Raw genomic sequence first — 17,659 nt, 5'->3', positions numbered from 1 at the left:
ATGGCGGTCAAGAAAGCGCAAATGATGCCAACTTTTTCTTATGATGGGGTTGATCGTAAAGGGGCAAAAGTTAAAGGGGAATTGCCTGCACGTAATATGCAACTTGCAAAAGTTACCTTACGTAAGCAAGGCATTACCATTAAAAATATTCGGGAAAAGCGTAAAAACCTTCTCGAAGGTTTAATGAAAAAGAAAGTCACCACTTTAGACATCACCATTTTCACTCGTCAATTGGCGACCATGATGAAAGCAGGTGTGCCTTTAGTACAAAGCTTTGAAATTGTGGCTGAGGGTCTAGATAATCCCACCATGCGTGAAGTGGTACTAGGTATTAAAGGTGAGGTCGAAGGCGGTAATACTTTTGCTGGGGCACTGAAAAAATACCCACAATACTTCGATCAGTTATTCTGTTCATTGGTAGAATCTGGGGAACAATCGGGTGCGCTTGAAACGATGCTGGATCGTGTTGCGATCTATAAAGAAAAAAGTGAGTTACTCAAGCAAAAAATTAAAAAAGCCATGAAATACCCAATTGCCGTGATTGTGGTTGCTTTAATCGTAACCGTTATTTTGATGGTTAAAGTGGTTCCTGTATTCTCTGAAATGTTTGCTTCATTTGGTGCCGAGCTTCCTGCTTTCACTCAAATGGTCGTTGGCATGTCAAATTGGACTCAGAAATATTGGTTTATATTGTTGATCGTCATTGCCATGACCATCACAGCGTTCATGGAAACTAAAAAGCGCAGTAAAAAGTTCCGTGATACTTTGGACAAGATGGCACTGAAAGCGCCTATCTTTGGTGATTTGGTCTATAAAGCCATTATTGCGCGATATAGCCGTACCTTGTCCACCACTTTCGCTGCGGGTGTTCCTCTAATTGATGCGCTTCAATCTACAGCGGGTGCAACCAACAATGTCGTTTATGAAGAAGCGGTGATGCGTATTCGTGATGATGTGTCTACAGGTCAGCAACTTCAATTTGCCATGCGTGCAACAAATCTATTCCCCTCTATGGCCATTCAAATGGTTGCGATTGGTGAAGAATCTGGAGCACTAGATGCCATGCTCGATAAGGTTGCAACTCACTTTGAAAACGAAGTGGATAATGCCGTCGATGGTCTCACCTCAATGATGGAACCTTTAATTATGGCAGTGCTTGGCGTCCTTGTCGGTGGTTTGGTGATTGCAATGTACCTTCCAATTTTCCAAATGGGTTCTGTGGTTTAATGTACGAGATCATCGATTATTTTATTCAAAATCCTATTGCTCTTTATCTTGCAGTAGGTTTACTCAGTCTGTGTATCGGTAGCTTTTTAAATGTGGTGATTTACCGCACACCGAAAATGATGGAGCAAGAATGGCATCAAGAATGTCAGATGCTACTTCATCCAGAACAACCCATTATCGACCCATCCAAACTTACACTGAGCAAGCCTGCATCGACTTGCCCAAAATGTAAAACTGAAATTCGTTGGTTTCAAAATATTCCAGTGATCAGTTGGTTGATGCTGCGCGGTCAATGTGGATCTTGTCAAAACCCGATCAGCATTCGTTATCCATTGATTGAATTGCTGACCGCTGTATGCTCCTTGGTTGTTGTTGCTGTATTAGGTCCAACGATCCAAATGCTGTTTGGCTTGATTCTTACTTGGGTGCTCATCGCGCTGACCTTTATCGATTTTGATACACAACTTTTACCAGATCGTTATACCCTCCCCCTAGCAGCATTAGGCTTAGCCATTAACAGCTATTCAATTTACACGTCTCCGACCTCTTCGATTTGGGGCTATGTGATTGGTTTCTTATGTCTGTGGGTGGTGTATTACGCATTCAAAATCATCACAGGTAAAGAAGGGATGGGCTATGGAGACTTTAAACTCCTTGCAGCCTTAGGTGCATGGATGGGGCCATTAATGCTTCCACTGATTGTTCTACTATCCTCATTGGTAGGTGCGATTATTGGAATCATTCTGTTAAAAATTAAAAAAGAGAATCAACCCTTCGCGTTCGGTCCTTATATTGCCATTGCAGGTTGGATTGCATTTCTTTGGGGTGAGCAAATTATGAAGGTCTATTTGGGCGGTTAAACGAGAACTTACTCAAAGCATAGGGAATACGATGACATTGATTGTAGGATTAACAGGTGGTATTGGTAGCGGAAAATCAGCTGCCAGCCAATGGTTTGAAAGTCAAGGAATCAATGTCGTTGATGCCGATGTTGTTGCACGGGAAGTTGTTGAGAAAGGTCAACCTGCACTGACTCAAATCCAATCCATATTTGGTGATTGGGTTTTGCTTGAGAATGGTGAGCTCAATCGACCAGCCTTAAGAGAGTATATTTTTAAACACCCTTCTGCACGCCAACAGCTCGAAGACATTACACATCCTGCAATTCGACAATCTATTATTGAGCAATTAAACCAAGCGACCAGCCCTTATGTGATTTTAGTTTCACCACTATTATTTGAAACCAATCAGCATCTACTGACTCAGCGAACGCTTTTAATTGATGCCTCGATTGAACTTCAAATCCAGAGAGCAAGTCAAAGAGATGGTCAAAGCATTGAGCAAATTGAAAACATTATTCGAGCGCAAATGCCTAGAGATCGAAAGCTCGACCTAGCTGATGATATCGTTGTCAATGATGGTCATCTTGAGCACCTGTATAGTGAACTTCAAAAATTGCATCTGAATTATTTACAGCTCAGTCAAAGTACCCAATAGATCAACATAGCAATCATGAATCAACAAAGCAGTCTAATCAGACTGTTTTTTTTGTTGGCTGATTTGCTGTGTCAAACTGTCTTTACGAAACCAACGCCAAGGCTGTAAAGCACCAATCCCCATCCCGATTAAGCCAAAAATCATCGCAACACTTAAAGGCTCATCCAATAGTGGTACAGCAATAATCGCCGCAATAAACGGTGCCAAAGTCACGATACTCCCGGTCTTGAATGCACCTAAACGTTTAATCGCTTCTACATAGGTCAATGTGGCGACAATCACCACAAATATGCCATGAAAAATAGTTTGCCCGATCAAATGTAGGGGTTCAACTGCTGTTAAATGTTTTGGAATAAACAGCAGATAAATCGGCACATAAACAACCGCAGACCAAATCGCAACCCCAGACATGGCATGCCATGCAGAGAGTTTCCATTGTCTTAATAAAACAGTGAAAGCACCCCACCACATTGCACTGACCACAAAAAGCACATCTCCAAAACTAAATGCGACGCCTGTCGCGCGATACATTAGAAAGCTCATCACGATAATTGAACACAGCATAATGCTTAAGCTCAACCAGATATGCTTATCGAAAGGTTGTTTAAATAAGAGCAAACCTGCTACGGCGGTACACAGTGGAATAAAGCCATTCAGAAAAATAGCAGCATGTGCAGCTGGCACATAATGAAAAGCGCTATAGCAAGTGATGCAATAGGCGACACCACCCAGCATAGCCAGAATAAATGGCTCTTTTTTAAGTAAAAAGGCAGTATCTTTTTTATAAATTAAAATGGGCATCAAAATCAAAAATGCCAGAATAAAGCGTAATGCGGTGATATCCCAAGGGCTGATATGCCAAAGCGCACCTAAGCGAGAACTGATGGTGAACCCTCCCCAAATACACATTGTAATCGCTACAAATGCATAACCTTGGTAACGTGTCGGGATCATCATTCTATTCTCTTAACATCAATCTTAATTATGAAAATGTATTGCTCAAAAGAATCAATCGAGACAATGACATCAAACCCTTTAACTCAGTCAACGTCATTGTCTTTCAATTAACTTAAATTACTGATCTTTAACTTAAATTATTGACCTTGACGCTGACGACATGCTTCATACAGTGCCATCCCTGTTGCCACACTCACGTTCAAACTCTGTAAGTTGCCTTGCATTGGAATATAAACTTTATAATCACATTGCGCTTGCGTAATCGGGCGTAAGCCTGTGTCTTCTGCACCCATAATAATCGCAATTGGACCCGTCAAATCACATTCATGAATCGGTAATGCTTCTTCATCCAACATTGTACCGACAACACGAACATTAAACTCTTTCTTAATCTTATCCAAAGTACGTGCCAAGTTAGTCACTTGAATAAATTTCACTTTTTCAGCACCACCCGCAGCAACTTTACGTGCAGTCGGCGTTAAACTTGCTGAACGATCACGTGCTACAATTACAGCGTGGATGCCCATTGCAGCAGCCGTACGAATACATGCGCCCAAGTTATGTGGATCAGTCACTTGATCCAATGCCAATAAAAATGCATTGCTATTGTCTTGAATCAGCTTTTCTAAATCCGCTTCATTCAATGTTGGATGTGGGCGAACCGCAGCAACTACGCCTTGGTGAAAAGGCTGACCTGCCAATTTTTCTAAACTATCGCGACTGGCTTTTTGAATACTGACGCCAAACGGCTCAGCCAATTCAAAAATACGTTTTAGACGCTGATCATCACGCCCCTTCAAAGCAAATAAAGTTAAAACACGTTCAGGTTCTAACTCCAATAATGACTCAACTGAATGCACGCCATAAAAATATTCGGGCTTAGCCATGAACAACCTCAAGTGACTTAATTTAAAAAGGAGAACAGCGACAAAAAAGAAAAATCCCGCAAAGCCAACTTTACAGGATTTAATATGGATTCTAGTTTACCTGATTTAGGTCAAAATTTCTTTGCCTAAATTCAGAGAAACGATTTTCTTAAAAGCAGATTTAAAAGGTTTAACCTTCAAAATGGCAGACGTAATCTAAAACATCATCCGTTTCGATTTTAAAACGGCTACTCCCAGGTACATAGAAAGACTGACCTGCGCGGAACAGTTCATGCTCTTCATTGTCAGCAATCGTCACGCGACATTCACCCGAAATAATTTCCATACGTTCAGGTACATGCGTTTCAAACACGAGTGCTTGTTCAGTTGGAAGAATCACCCCAAGCGTTTTCTTTGTACCATCTTCAAACTGAACAGTATGGCTAATACATGTTCCGCCGAAATATACATTTGATTTTTTTAAGACAGAAACATGATCAAACTGTGTAGACATGCGTATTCTCCAAATAATGCGCATTGTATGAATTTTAATTGAGCTAGTTTAAATGCGAGTTCACAACTAATCAATCATCCTTTTGGGCTAAATACATGTGTAAACTCCATTGCTTAGCATTCAGTTTTCGTGCATAGCTTCTCGGCAATTCCACTAAAATTTGTTGGGTACTGAGCACCTCTGCAGCATAGCGACAAACCTCATTTTGCTGTTCATCGTTCAACACCCATTCTACATAGCGTGCATGCGGCAAAGTCACTTGCGCATAGACTTGTGAAGAACCTTCATTCATGCCCACATGAAACTGTTCTAAATCTTCAAAATCAGTCTGTTTGCTATAGCTTGGAAATGGTGCTGCCCCCTGATCAAACCCCTGACTGTCGTGATTCAATACACTGTATTGAAGCGTTGGCCAAATACAATGGCGTAAATAGTGCTGATCCATCACACGTGCTGCGAGAAAATTACCGGTCGCAATATAGTCACAAATATGTTGTTCAATATTGCTGAACACCCCATTAAAACCACCCCACATCCCTGCCAGAATTAATTCAGTATGTGAATAATAGTCATGCATGGTATGAAACCATTTTTTACTATTGAGCCATTCATCCACTGCTGCTCGCTCCCGATAAGACACTAAAGAATCAGCATCACGAATCAAGAAACAGTTGACGGTTGGATCATCCATCACCAAGAAACGCCAAAATAGCCCTGACAATTTTTTCTGCTGTTCATTGACCAGCATGACTTGAGCTCCTTTTTCTTGAAGACGCTTTAGGATATTCTCTGGTACAGATTCATCGACATAAAAACGGCATGTCCATTCGGGATAAATTTCTTTGGCGAGATCAACGTTGATGATGGATGTTTCACAATAACGAGGCAAGGCGCCAAACAACGAATAAGCAATAATATTTTCTTGTGGGTGGCTCGGATTGAAAGCAGGCGGATGTTCTGTTATTTCAGCAACCCTAGGCTGATTGGCAACTTGTTTCTTTTTTGATTCAATTGCTAAGCCACCATATTTTTTTAGTGCTTCTTGATCCTTTAAAAAATGACATACCTCTGTCAAACCATCATAAATATTAGTATCAACAGCATTTTTGCTGTGTTCTATTGCGCTTAAATAACGTTTATAGGATTTTTCATATTGCCCCAGACGCAATTCGGTATAAGCCATATCCATCAAAATGGTCGGATGCTGAGGCACCAATTTATACGCGGGCAAAATTTGTTGATAGGCTTCTTCAAAATCATTTTTAGCCAGTGCAACACGAAATGCTTTTGAAGCATCATCCAATTTTTTATTCAGACCACTGGCTCCTTGCGGTTTATTCTGCTTTTTTACCGGTGCAATCGGCAAAGGTAGTTTCATTTTCATGCTATTTTTAAGTTAGAATTATCCAGTTAATTGAATATTAGAATATTTAGTGACTTGTTACCAAAACAAAAGTTCACTATCTTTGCAATAACACTCTCGCACTTTGGATGCGTTTATGCTGACACACTTAAACCTGATCAATTTTGCTCTAGCTGATAACCTTGCAATCGATATCGAACAAGGTTTCAACGTCCTGACTGGTGAAACTGGTGCGGGAAAATCGTTATTGCTTGATGCATTATCAGCATGTTTAGGTGAGCGTACCGATACCAATTATGTCCGCTATGGCTCTGATAAAGCAGATGTTACCGCAGTTTTCAGTTATCAAGAACACAGCCCTGAAGCAGAATGGCTCAAAACCCATGAACTGGATGATGAGTCTGGTGAAATTCATTTACGCCGTGTGATTTTTGCCACAGGACGTAGTAAAGCGTGGATTAATGGACGCCCAAGTAGCTTGTCGGAACTTAAAGAAATTGGGCGCTTATTGGTTCAACTGTATAGTCAGCACAGTCAGCAACAACTCTTAGAACCACCTTACCCAAAGCATTGGTTAGACCGTTATAGTAATTTTGCTTCGCACACTCAAGCGGTCAAAGACAGCTATAACACATGGCAAAAAAATATTCGTCAGCATCAAGCTGCGATTGATGCACAAACCACACGTTTACAGCGAATAGAGAGTTTAAATCTTCAAATTGAAGAACTTGAAGATGTCATTCGTATTGATTACAAAGAGACGGAGCAAGAGTTTGATCGTTTAAGCCATCATGAGCACATCATGTTGGATTGTAGTTATGCCATCAATTCTTTAGACGAAGCAGAGCAAAACCTGACCCAAGAACTGTCTTCTATCATCCGTCGCTTGGAAACCCATGCGGGTCGTAGTGAGCAACTCTCCGAAATTTATACGTCTTTAGTGAATGCTCAAAGTGAGTTAAATGATGCCAGTGCCAATCTGAAGCAATTCATTGATCGGCAAAGTTTTGACCCTGAGCGAATGGAAGAACTGAATACACAGTTAGAAGTTTTCCATCGTTTAGCACGGAAATATCGCACTCAACCCGAAGCATTGAAGCAAGAATATGAAACTTGGCACACTGAACTGGAACAGTTAAATCAACTCGAAGACCCTGAAACTTTAGCTGAGCAGGTTGAACTGTCGCATCAAGTGTTCTTGGAAAAAGCACAATATCTGGATGATATTCGTCGTGAAGCGGCAGAACCACTGGCAAAACAACTCACAGAGCAAGTCAAACAACTTGCGCTGCCTGAAGCCTATTTTGAGTTCAAATTTGAACCTTTGGAACAGCCATCGGCTGAAGGTTTTAGCTTTATTCAACTGTTATTTACTGCAAACAAAGGCATCCCTGCACAACCGCTCGGTCGCGTCGCTTCAGGTGGTGAATTGTCCCGTATTGCCTTGGTCATGCAAGTCATGAATGCAGAAAAGACAGAAGCTGAAGTGTTGGTATTTGATGAGATTGATGTCGGTATCAGTGGTGGCACGGCTGAGATAGTCGGTCGTTTACTCGGTGGTTTAGGTGAACATGTTCAAATTCTATGTATCACCCATCAAGCTCAAGTTGCAGCGCAATCTGATCAACATCTATTGGTGAAAAAACGACAAACTGATCCTGCAAGCAGTACGATCCTAACGCTTGAAGAAGAAGATCGTATTCAAGAACTTGCACGTATGACCGGCGGCGTTGAAATCAGTGAAACAACATTACAACATGCAAGACAGCTCAGACAGCTTAAATTTCAAGTGGGCTGATTTACATCTCAAATGACGTCTCCGTTTTAAATATGCCACTGACCGTATGAACAGCATGTGAAAGAAAAGTGCTCAATTTAAACATAAGCAAATGCATTTCATTCAATGATTGAATAAATAACTGATCCATCAAATAAAATACATTGTCCTCAGTTCAATTCTGGCGTATTTTGAATGAAAACACGCTAAAAATCAGATAGCTAAAAATTAACCCACTCGAATATAAAAACAGGAGAAGCCACTAGGTGAGCAAACAGTATCTGACCCACCGTTGTCTTATTGCCCCACCAGATTTGGCCGACGACTTTTTTGCCAATACTGTCGTCTATATTGCACGCCATGATGAAGATGGTGCTCAAGGAATCATCGTCAATAGACCTTCAGGGATTCAAGTCAAAGAATTATTAAATGACTTAGACATCGAAGCAGACCATGTGCATCCACACGAAGTGCTGCAAGGTGGTCCTCTACGTCCCGAAGCGGGTTTTGTGCTCCATACCGGTCAACCGACATGGCACTCGTCTATCGCTGTTGGTGAAAACATCTGTATTACCACTTCCAAAGACATTTTAGATGCAATTGCACACAATGAAGGTGTTGGTCGCTATCAAATTGCTTTAGGCTATGCCAGTTGGGATAAAAACCAATTGGAAGAAGAGATGTCTCGTGGTGATTGGCTCATTTGCGACTCTGACATGGATTTAATTTTTAACTTACCTTATGACGATCGCTGGGATGCTGCCTTTAAGAAAATTGGCATAGATCGGACTTGGTTATCTTCAGAGATTGGACATGCCTGAAACGTCACAGCCACAACTCATTATGGCTTTTGATTTTGGTACACAAAAAATGGGAATGGCGGTTGGGTCATCACTGATTGAAAGTGCGACTCCATTGGCGCTATTTCCAATGAAAGATGGTATTCCAAACTGGGATGCGCTTTTAAAAATCGTAAAACAGCATCAACCCAATTTGTTTTTGGTCGGATTACCTTTAAACATGGATGATTCTGAATCTGAACTTTCAGCACGCGCTCGTAAATTTGCACGTCGTTTACGTCATCAAACCAACATCACGACGCAAATGGTGGATGAACGCTTAACCACACGTGAAGCCCGAGATGAACTTGATCATTATCAAGCACAAGGCCGTGGCAAAAACATCTCTGCGGACAGTATTGCGGCAGCTTTATTTATTGAAAGTTGGTATCGCAATCCTGAAGGGATTCAACCTTAAAGGATTTTATTCTAAAGAAATCTAATCCTATAAAACCTAGTTGTCTAAACGCATTTTTGAGTAATTTAAGATGACCAAAGCATTCATCAGAATGCTTTTTTAAATCCGCTTTTATGTACATCAGCCGTTTTAGCGGGGATAAAAATATCGAAATGTCAGATTAATACGTGGTTCGATGATTTTTGTCGATTTGGCTATCATATGTTTCCAATATTTTTGAGTCTGCCCTTTCATCACGATCAATTGACCACTGACCAACATCATATCGACATGTTTCTCTTGGAATTTATGTTTAAAGCGAAACTTTCGAGTCGCCCCTAAACTCAGCGAAGCAATAACTGTATCTCCCCCCGCCTCGGACAATAAGGATGGCTCATCATCACTATGCCAGCCTACACCTTGCATGCCATTTTCATACAAGTTGGCGAGGCACGAATTAAACGAATGACCTGTTAATTCCTCAATGTGCTGTTTTAAATTAAAAAGCAATGGATTCCACTGATGTGCCTGCTTCGCCATGCCTGAATACTGATATTGGTAATCCTCATCGCCATACCAAACCACCTTACGATCAGTTTGATAATGTTGCCCATATAAAATCACTTCATCATGTTGCCAAGCCAGATATTGGTGAAAATAATCAAAATATTGCTGTGCTTCATCTGCATTTAAGATCAATCCGAAATCTTGAACAATCCCATCTTGGGGCAAAAGATTCTCCGAAGTCTCTGGTGCAAATAATTCAAAATTCATAGTTTCACTCTCATAGGCATCACATGATTTTAATTCAATTTTCAAGCTGACAAATTGAAACATTGTATGTGCTTGTGACATCGAACATTCAAGCTTAGACTTAGCGCATTGAGACAATAAAAACAATCGCTTATGAATCTTTGGCAACTCTTTCAAAAACTCAGACCTTTTGTACGCCCCTATCGCCTACTGGTCATCGCAACCCTCATTTTGACCTTAATCGGTTCTTTTACTGCTCAGGTGAATGCGCTCACGCTTCAGTATGCGGTCGATAGTATCAATGAATTGGTTGAAAATGGTTTTGGGCTGGCTGAAGGTTGGAATATTCTGATCACCATTTCTGCCATTTTACTCGGTAAAGAGATTCTGAATGCCTTTGTGCAGTTTGGACAAAAATTTTACGGTGAAAAGCTTCGGATCTTGGTTTCTCAAGATTTGGCTCAAGGCATTATTGAAAAATTCCTCACCTATCGTTTGGCTTTTTTTAATGAAGACAACAACCAAGCAGGAAAATTACAAACCCGTATTGACCGTGGCATCGGCTCACTCACCCGTTTGGTTCAAATCTTTTTTATTGATATTTTACCTTTATTTACCAGTGCATTTGTTGCACTGGGGCTCATGTACTATGCCAATGTCTATGTCGGTTTGGTGGCAACCACGATTGTCCCGCTTTACTTTTGGCTCACCTACAAACAAGCACAAAAACTCGGTGGATGGCGACGGAATCTACGCGATGGCCGGGAGAAAAAAAGCCAAGGAATTTTAGGCATTATCAACTCGATTACCGTGATTAAATCCTTTAATCGCGAAACGATTGAATCGACGAAACAACTCAAACTGCAAAAAGAACTGACCGACAACCAAATGCAAACGCGTCAAATTAGTTTTTTATTTGACGGCGTAAAGACCTTTATTGAACAGATCGGCATTGTCTTGATCATCATTTTGACCGCTTATTTTGTTTTGGATGGGCAAATGAGCATCGGCATGATCATGTTTCATGTGTTGCTGTTTAACAATGTCTCTGCACCGATTCGCTCTTTGCACCGCATTTATGATGAAGTCAATGATGCGATGATTTACTCAGAGAGCTTCTTTAAAATTTTGGAAGCTGATGATCAAATCGAACCCAGTGGTGCGCTGAAACCTAAGATTGAAGGTAAATTTACCTTAAAAAATGTCGAGTTTTTTTATCCGAATGGTCATCATGCCTTAAAAGACATCAGCATGGAAATACGTCCCAATAAAATCACTGCACTGGTTGGATTATCAGGTGCGGGGAAATCAACTTTGATTAGTCTTTTAGACAAATTTTATGAGCCAAAACAAGGCTGTATTGAACTGGATGGTGTGGATCTCAATCAGATTGATACCCAATATTTGCGTGATCATATTGGACTGGTTTTACAGAAAAATCATATTTTTCAAGGCACGATTTTAGACAATATTCGCTATGGAAAAATGGATGCAACCAAAGAACAAGTGATTCAGGCGGCAGAGAAAGCCTCGATTCATGAGCAAATTTTACAATTGCCTGAGGGCTATGAATCTGATGCCTTACAGCTTTCAGGTGGTCAACAGCAACGTATCGCGATTGCACGCATGTTCTTAAAAGATCCACCGATTATTTTCCTCGATGAACCTACAGCAAGTCTGGATGCCATTGCCTCCGAACAAATTAAACAAAGCTTAGATCAAATCAAACAAGGTCGAACCGTGATTATTATTTCGCATAGCTTATCGCAGATTATTGATGCCGATTACACCTATGTGATGAAAGAGGGAGCAATTGCAGAACATGGTGAGCATAATGAACTTTACCGCCAAGAAGGCGTGTATAAACAAATCTTTGATGCGATGGCAAAGAGCTTAAATATCGAAAAAATTGCCAAAACCTTTGAAGATGATGGCGATGAAGAAACGCATAGTTAATCCCAGCCAAGATGAGTCAACGGTTACTCTGGGATCCGTAATTCAAGAGCAAGTTTGATCTGTTCTTGATAGTCTTTCGAATAGGAAATTTCTAAACAGCGCATTAAGTATGCTTTGATATTTGAATCTTGATATCCATGCAATTCGATTTCTAATTGCTGATCAATGTAGCGTTGAATATGGCTCTGTGCCTCAATACTATGATGACCGAGTTGAAAATAGCCACCTTGTGCAATATCTGCCTCATATGTATAGATTTTTGAGTTTGATAAACAGTATGCGATGCCATAATTATGCAAATATTCAGCCGTTCTTTCATTTTCATTGGCCTGCGCTAAACCACTAAATGAAATTAATAGTCCAGCATAAGCGATTATTTTGGATGTTTTGAGTTTAATCATATTTTTTTTAAGTGTTGTTTTAAATGAATTTATCAATAAAAAAGCGCCTTATGGCGCTTTTCAATATGGAGTTGTTCTAAGATCAAGGTTGTTTTAGGTAGGGCCATGCAGCCTTTAGATAAATAAACATCGACCAAAGCGTTAAGATCACAGCGGTATAAAGCAAACCATATGCGACCATTTCTAAAGGTGGCCAGTTCAACAAGAACACTGAAATCGCAATCATTTGAAAGGCGGTTTTATATTTACCGACTGTAGAAACTGCCACATTGGTCCGTGCGCCCAACTCCGCCATCCACTCACGCAAAGCAGACACCGTGATTTCACGTGAAATAATCACAATCGCAGCAAATGCCATCGAAATGGTGGGAACCCATTGCACCAAGACAATTAAGGCCGCAGCCACCATGAGCTTGTCCGCAACAGGGTCAAGGAAACGACCAAAGGCTGAAGTCTGATTCAGCGTGCGAGCCAAATAACCATCGAACCAATCCGTGACTGCTGCAATCACAAAAATCGCAGTCAAAACAATATGACGCGTCATACTGCCTTCCTGATCAGCACCAATCGCAGGTGGCCAGTAGGCAATCACTAAAAAAACAGGAATCAACGCAATACGAGCTAACGTCAAGATATTTGGAATATTCAGGATACGACCTGTAGACATAGACACCGCCAGTTTGTCCCCTACTGCTTTAAATTCAGCAATATACTTGAGCATAGATATTTAATTCGCATACTTTAAACGATTCATTATCCGCTGTCGACTAGGCAAAGATAGTCACCGTTTGTCTAGAAATGGCGATTAAGCGGTCATTCACATCCCAAATATGTGCATATTCAGTCGCGTAGCCATTTTCAGCATAATCCGTAAATACTTTATATTTAAACCAATCTAAACGCTGAAAATCGATTTGGTCTAACAATGTTACATACCAAGACAAAGAACTCCCAGGCGCAGGGGTCTTTAATACCGTGAATGCACCAGCAGGCCAGATATCCAAAAGTGCTAAAAATTCAGCTGGACTCATTTTCCCCTGCCTAAACGACTTTTCAGTAAACCTAAACAATCCACCAAAATCAGCTTGCTCATTTCCTGTACATGGATAGCCACCTTCTGCCCAAACTAAATCAAAATTTTGATAACACTCGGGCATGAGTGAATGATACGGCAAAATTTTTAATTGCTCTGGCTGAGGATATTGTGGTGCAGGTCGCTGTTGATGCACATTCAGCGTTGATTCGCGTCCAGAACCAAACGTTGCTAGCATAATGCTCATCACTTGATCGTCTTGCCAGAGGCGTGCTTCGATAGAGGTAACAGATTTACCCTGTCTTAGAATTTCAACCGTGACCTTAACGGGTTTTTGCTGAACGGGTGCGACAAAGGTAACACTGACCGTCAATAAACGTTTAAGCGGATCATTTACCGTCAATATAGATTTGTGCAACATCATCGCAGTGGCTAAACCACCATAAATGGTTCTACCTTGCAACCAACCCTGCGGAATATCCACCCATTCCTTGTGTTCTAGGTCATTGAATAATTGACTTAAAGGCATCTCACATGCTCAATCGAATTCATTTTTTCGAGCATGATTTAAAAGCATAGCGAGGTAAATGATCAATGACTCAAGCGTCAATGAACATTTATGCAAATCTCAGCACTTTTATTCAATGCAAAATATTTATATAGAGCTTGAACATGTGTAAATCTGAATATTTATAAGCTTAAAAATTTATGAAAAGATAGCCAAGTTTAATGCCAAAGGCTCTCCTAACCACTCAGCACCTTGAGTATGTGCCAAATATGCATCCTCATATAAAGGATGAATCAATACTGATAAATTTAGATCATTGGAACTGAGTGAGGTTTTTATTTGCGATAAGATCAATTGATCAAACTCCAGTTGAAACATCGGCTTGGTGTGTGGACCCACCATTTTTTGATGTATTCGACCATATCTGACGTTTTCACCAAATGCTTGCTGGAGCTGGGAGTACAATAATTTGATGCTCTGAATTTGATTTAAATCAAAATAGACATGGGCGTGATATTTCATAAATTTCTAAGATTCCAAAGTATTCAAAGTCAGTTTTAAAGCTGTTTCAAGCCATTCAAACGATGCTGACTTACTCATGCAATACCTTATAAACGGTTCTTGCCAACAGATCCCCAAAGCCGGGGACCAATTTCAAATCATTCTCAGAGGCTTTTAATACCCCTTGTATGCCACCAAAATGAGTCAACAAATCACGACGGCGTTTAGGTCCTAGCCCCGGAATCGCTTCTAAAACCGACTGTCCACGGCGTTTATCACGTTTCGCACGGTGTTTGGTAATCGCAAAACGATGGGCTTCATCTCGAACCTGTTGAATCAGGTGTAAGGCTTTATGATCTTCTGGCAGTTGAATCTTAGTGCCATCGGTAAAGTGAAGCGTTTCTAAGCCGGGTTTACGCCCTTCACCTTTAGATACCCCAATCATAAATGCATCTAGTCCCAGATCTTTCATGACATCCATGGCCATATGAAGCTGACCTTTACCCCCATCAATCAACAACAAATCGGGAAGCATGGCTTTTTTATAACGTCGCGTAAGCGCTTGGCGCATAGCTGCATAGTCATCGCCACCTGTAATATCTTCAATCGAAAATTGACGATAATCACGTTTACGAATACCGCCACTATCAAACACCACACATGAGGCGATCGTGGCTTCACCCATGGTGTGTGAAATATCAAAACACTCAATCCGATCAATCGGGCGTCCCACCACCTGTTCAAGCTGATGAAACCGTTCATTCAACTCAAAGTGATTTCCCAATTGACCTTTAATCGCATGCTGAACATTCATGGTAGCAAGTTCAAGCCATTCGGAGCGTGTTTCTCTGACCTTGTGTTTAACTTGAATTTTCTTTTCAAAATTTTGCTGTAAAGCTTGTTCTAACTCTTGGGTATCCGGCAGCTCTACATTCACGATCAATTCATTCGGTATTTCATCTGCCACTTGGAAATAAAAGTTAGCAATGAAGTCTGCCAGCATTTGCCCCAAATCATCGCCCAACATATCGGGGAAATAACTTTTCCCGCCCAACATTTTGCCATTCCGCACATGCATAATTTGCACACAGGTCACCCCTGCCTGATACGCAATCGCGAGAATATCAGCCTCACCTTTAACTGTGTAAATCGCTTGCTGCGTCTGCACATCCCGAAGTAAAGCCATTCGATCACGATAAAACACGGCTTTTTCAAACTCTAAGGCTTCCGCAGCGGCTTCCATCTTTGAAATCAGTTCTTGATTCAACTCTTTGGTATCGCCTTGTAAAAAACGAATCGAGTTATTGACATCTTCTTTATAGTCTTCAGGTGAGATCAGCCCAACACAAGGAGCCGAACAGCGTTTAATTTGATACTGCAAACACGGTCGTTTACGTTGTGAAAAATAGCTATTTTCACACTGGCGTACATTGAATAATTTTTGTAACACGACCAAGGTATCTCTAGCATTATATGCACTTGGATAGGGTCCAAAAAATTTACCGACTTGATGTTTGCCTTTACCTCGCCCACTGGCAATACGTGGATAAGGTTTGTCACTGGACACGAAGATATAAACATAGGACTTATCATCTCGCAGCATGATGTTATACGGCGGACGATGCAGTTTAATCAGGTTCTGTTCGAGCAATAAGGCTTCGGTTTCAGAACGCACGACTAAGGTTTCAATATCATAAATCCGTGAAACCAATGCTAAGGTTTTCGGATGCTCGATATTTTTAACAAAGTAGCTCGATACACGATTTTTGAGATTTTTGGCCTTACCCACATAGAGCAATTCACCCTCTTTTCCCAGCATGCGATACACACCTGGCAAAGTGGTCATATTGGCTAAAATCTTTTCAATATTATCTCGTGCGTTTTCGTTCACTGTCGGCTTTTAAAATATTAGAGATGTTTAGATGATGGGGCAATTTACCTACATTTCCAAGCCCTACATTTATATATAGGACAAATCATGACGCAGAGTTGAAATGTTATTTTTTAGGGCGATAAACTGAATCAGCCACTAGATCAGCTTAAGTTAAGCCTAGAGAGCGCAAACACTTTATCCATATGAACTTAGCCTAACAGTAGGGATCAGTCCTTTGAATACACTTTTAGGTGGAAAGACTCTGTCCAATCGCCTCACAAAACTTTGCTTTGTTACGCGGTGCAACCAAAATAAATTTAGGCTTTCCCTCTTTCAAATATTCAATTTTGAGTCGATCCAAAGACAATGCAGGTGAAGCCACTGAGTTATTGGTCTCAGAGACGCATTGAATATCTGCTAATGGAATATTCCACGTCAAAAATAAGCAACGAATCTGAAGTTGACCCGCGTTCACCGTATATTTGGTATTGAACATTGGCCACCACAACATCAAGATGGTGATCACATAAACCGCGGTATGCACTGGAAATTGGTAGGCTGTCCCTTTGGTGAACATGGTAATCAACAGTTGAAGCAATAAGCCTGTCATGCAAATTAGAAATGCCAATACCCACCAATCTTTCTTAGAATAAAATACCTGCAATGCCCTTCCCCAAAAGCCTTAATGAACAAATCATACCTGAACCACAATCATAAATGATAAAAAATGTACTGAATTATTGATCAGCTTTCTCATCAATCTCAGCACATCATTATGCATATCATTTTTAGTTCATCCTGATTATGAGTGGCTAACTCCTTTGGTCAAAAACTTGGCACATAGACTTTGGCTCAAACCTTTTGATGGAATGAATGATTGGACACCGCTTTTATCGCCATAAGATCATTGTGAAATCGGTTTAAAACACTATCTGAGCCTGTATTGAACTCAATTGACCTTTTTGACAATTATATTTTATTTAGTTTGAGCTTGATTTTCGGTTTATACCCCCTATATTAAACAAGGGATATGATAAAAATTTGAATTGAAACAAAAACTTCATATCGTATACCCATTTTAAAGCTGCTCTAGGCATGACAATACCAAAGGAAAACTAGATAAAAATAGATGACCCTTGCGTCACGGCTTGATACAACTTGTTATGTTCTTTTTGGATATAGTTATCGTAAGATTAG

Annotated in this window: 18 protein-coding genes; 7 read left to right on the top strand and 11 right to left on the bottom strand. The window is 40.6% G+C overall.

The features are described from left to right. From AC5YCE_RS09490 to coaE, 3 genes are read left to right on the top strand one after another with little or no spacing between them, the layout of a single operon-like run. Positions 1-1,227, top strand: a complete 1,227-nt coding sequence (locus AC5YCE_RS09490) for a type II secretion system F family protein (RefSeq protein WP_496171881.1) — start codon at positions 1-3, stop codon at positions 1,225-1,227. After that, the gene (locus AC5YCE_RS09485) at positions 1,227-2,087 is read left to right on the top strand and encodes a prepilin peptidase (RefSeq protein ID WP_496171880.1); all 861 of its coding nucleotides are present in this window, start codon (positions 1,227-1,229) and stop codon (positions 2,085-2,087) included. Before AC5YCE_RS09490 ends, AC5YCE_RS09485 begins: the two co-directional genes overlap by 1 nt. Before the next feature lie 31 nt (positions 2,088-2,118). Next, on the top strand, positions 2,119-2,724 hold the full coding sequence (coaE, locus tag AC5YCE_RS09480; protein WP_496171879.1) for a dephospho-CoA kinase: 606 nt from the start codon (positions 2,119-2,121) through the stop codon (positions 2,722-2,724). Positions 2,725-2,757: 33 nt separating this feature from the next. Here coaE and AC5YCE_RS09475 read toward each other — a convergent pair whose 3' ends face one another. The 4 genes from AC5YCE_RS09475 to AC5YCE_RS09460 form a co-directional block, all read right to left on the bottom strand. Then, on the bottom strand, positions 2,758-3,678 hold the full coding sequence (locus AC5YCE_RS09475; protein WP_496171914.1) for a DMT family transporter: 921 nt from the start codon (positions 3,676-3,678) through the stop codon (positions 2,758-2,760). 140 nt (positions 3,679-3,818) lie between these two features. After that, entirely contained in the window at positions 3,819-4,568 is a 750-nt protein-coding gene (rlmB, locus tag AC5YCE_RS09470; RefSeq protein WP_496125762.1) for a 23S rRNA (guanosine(2251)-2'-O)-methyltransferase RlmB, read from the bottom strand. Positions 4,569-4,737: 169 nt separating this feature from the next. Next, positions 4,738-5,061 carry a pyrimidine/purine nucleoside phosphorylase gene (ppnP, locus tag AC5YCE_RS09465; protein WP_496125761.1) on the bottom strand — a complete coding sequence of 108 codons (324 nt, stop codon included), beginning with the start codon at positions 5,059-5,061 and terminating at the stop codon, positions 4,738-4,740. Between the two features lie 70 nt (positions 5,062-5,131). Further along, positions 5,132-6,445: a tetratricopeptide repeat protein gene (locus AC5YCE_RS09460; protein WP_496171878.1), complete on the bottom strand. Its 1,314-nt coding sequence runs from the start codon at positions 6,443-6,445 to the stop codon at positions 5,132-5,134. A 115-nt stretch (positions 6,446-6,560) separates the two neighbouring features. Here AC5YCE_RS09460 and recN point away from each other — a divergent pair, with 115 nt between their 5' ends. The 3 genes from recN (at position 6,561) to ruvX (ending at position 9,458) form a co-directional block, all read left to right on the top strand. After that, on the top strand, positions 6,561-8,222 hold the full coding sequence (gene recN / locus AC5YCE_RS09455) for a DNA repair protein RecN (protein ID WP_496171877.1): 1,662 nt from the start codon (positions 6,561-6,563) through the stop codon (positions 8,220-8,222). A gap of 245 nt (positions 8,223-8,467) precedes the next feature. After that, positions 8,468-9,022 (top strand): YqgE/AlgH family protein, encoded by a 555-nt coding sequence (locus tag AC5YCE_RS09450; protein WP_496125758.1) that lies wholly within the window; start codon positions 8,468-8,470, stop codon positions 9,020-9,022. After that, positions 9,015-9,458: a Holliday junction resolvase RuvX gene (gene ruvX, locus AC5YCE_RS09445; RefSeq protein WP_496125757.1), complete on the top strand. Its 444-nt coding sequence runs from the start codon at positions 9,015-9,017 to the stop codon at positions 9,456-9,458. The genes AC5YCE_RS09450 and ruvX overlap by 8 nt, the downstream gene beginning before the upstream one ends. Before the next feature lie 129 nt (positions 9,459-9,587). On the opposite strand, the gene AC5YCE_RS09440 is transcribed toward ruvX, so the two are convergent. After that, complete coding sequence (locus tag AC5YCE_RS09440; protein WP_496171876.1) at positions 9,588-10,211, bottom strand: alpha-ketoglutarate-dependent dioxygenase AlkB family protein; 624 nt, start codon at positions 10,209-10,211, stop codon at positions 9,588-9,590. Positions 10,212-10,343: 132 nt separating this feature from the next. On the opposite strand from AC5YCE_RS09440, the gene AC5YCE_RS09435 reads away from it, so the two are divergent. Beyond that, positions 10,344-12,146, top strand: coding sequence for an ABC transporter ATP-binding protein (locus AC5YCE_RS09435; protein WP_496125755.1), 1,803 nt, complete (start codon positions 10,344-10,346; stop codon positions 12,144-12,146). Between the two features lie 23 nt (positions 12,147-12,169). Here the strand turns inward: AC5YCE_RS09435 and AC5YCE_RS09430 are convergent, their stop codons facing one another. The 6 genes from AC5YCE_RS09430 to AC5YCE_RS09405 form a co-directional block, all read right to left on the bottom strand. Beyond that, positions 12,170-12,547 (bottom strand): T6SS amidase immunity protein Tai4 family protein, encoded by a 378-nt coding sequence (locus AC5YCE_RS09430; RefSeq protein WP_496171875.1) that lies wholly within the window; start codon positions 12,545-12,547, stop codon positions 12,170-12,172. An 82-nt stretch (positions 12,548-12,629) separates the two neighbouring features. Then, complete coding sequence (gene pgsA / locus AC5YCE_RS09425) at positions 12,630-13,214, bottom strand: CDP-diacylglycerol--glycerol-3-phosphate 3-phosphatidyltransferase (RefSeq protein WP_496171913.1); 585 nt, start codon at positions 13,212-13,214, stop codon at positions 12,630-12,632. A gap of 100 nt (positions 13,215-13,314) precedes the next feature. After that, positions 13,315-14,109 (bottom strand): thioesterase family protein, encoded by a 795-nt coding sequence (locus tag AC5YCE_RS09420; RefSeq protein WP_496171874.1) that lies wholly within the window; start codon positions 14,107-14,109, stop codon positions 13,315-13,317. A gap of 177 nt (positions 14,110-14,286) precedes the next feature. Further along, the gene (locus tag AC5YCE_RS09415; RefSeq protein WP_496171873.1) at positions 14,287-14,610 is read right to left on the bottom strand and encodes a DOPA 4,5-dioxygenase family protein; all 324 of its coding nucleotides are present in this window, start codon (positions 14,608-14,610) and stop codon (positions 14,287-14,289) included. 70 nt (positions 14,611-14,680) lie between these two features. Further along, complete coding sequence (gene uvrC / locus AC5YCE_RS09410; RefSeq protein WP_496171872.1) at positions 14,681-16,480, bottom strand: excinuclease ABC subunit UvrC; 1,800 nt, start codon at positions 16,478-16,480, stop codon at positions 14,681-14,683. A gap of 229 nt (positions 16,481-16,709) precedes the next feature. Beyond that, a complete protein-coding gene (locus tag AC5YCE_RS09405; protein ID WP_496171871.1) occupies positions 16,710-17,126 on the bottom strand; it encodes a PH domain-containing protein in 417 nt (138 codons plus the stop codon). Between the last annotated feature and the right edge of the window lie 533 nt (positions 17,127-17,659).

This window comes from Acinetobacter sp. CY79 (assembly GCF_059515845.1).
This window is presented reverse-complemented; position numbering and strand designations above follow the sequence as displayed.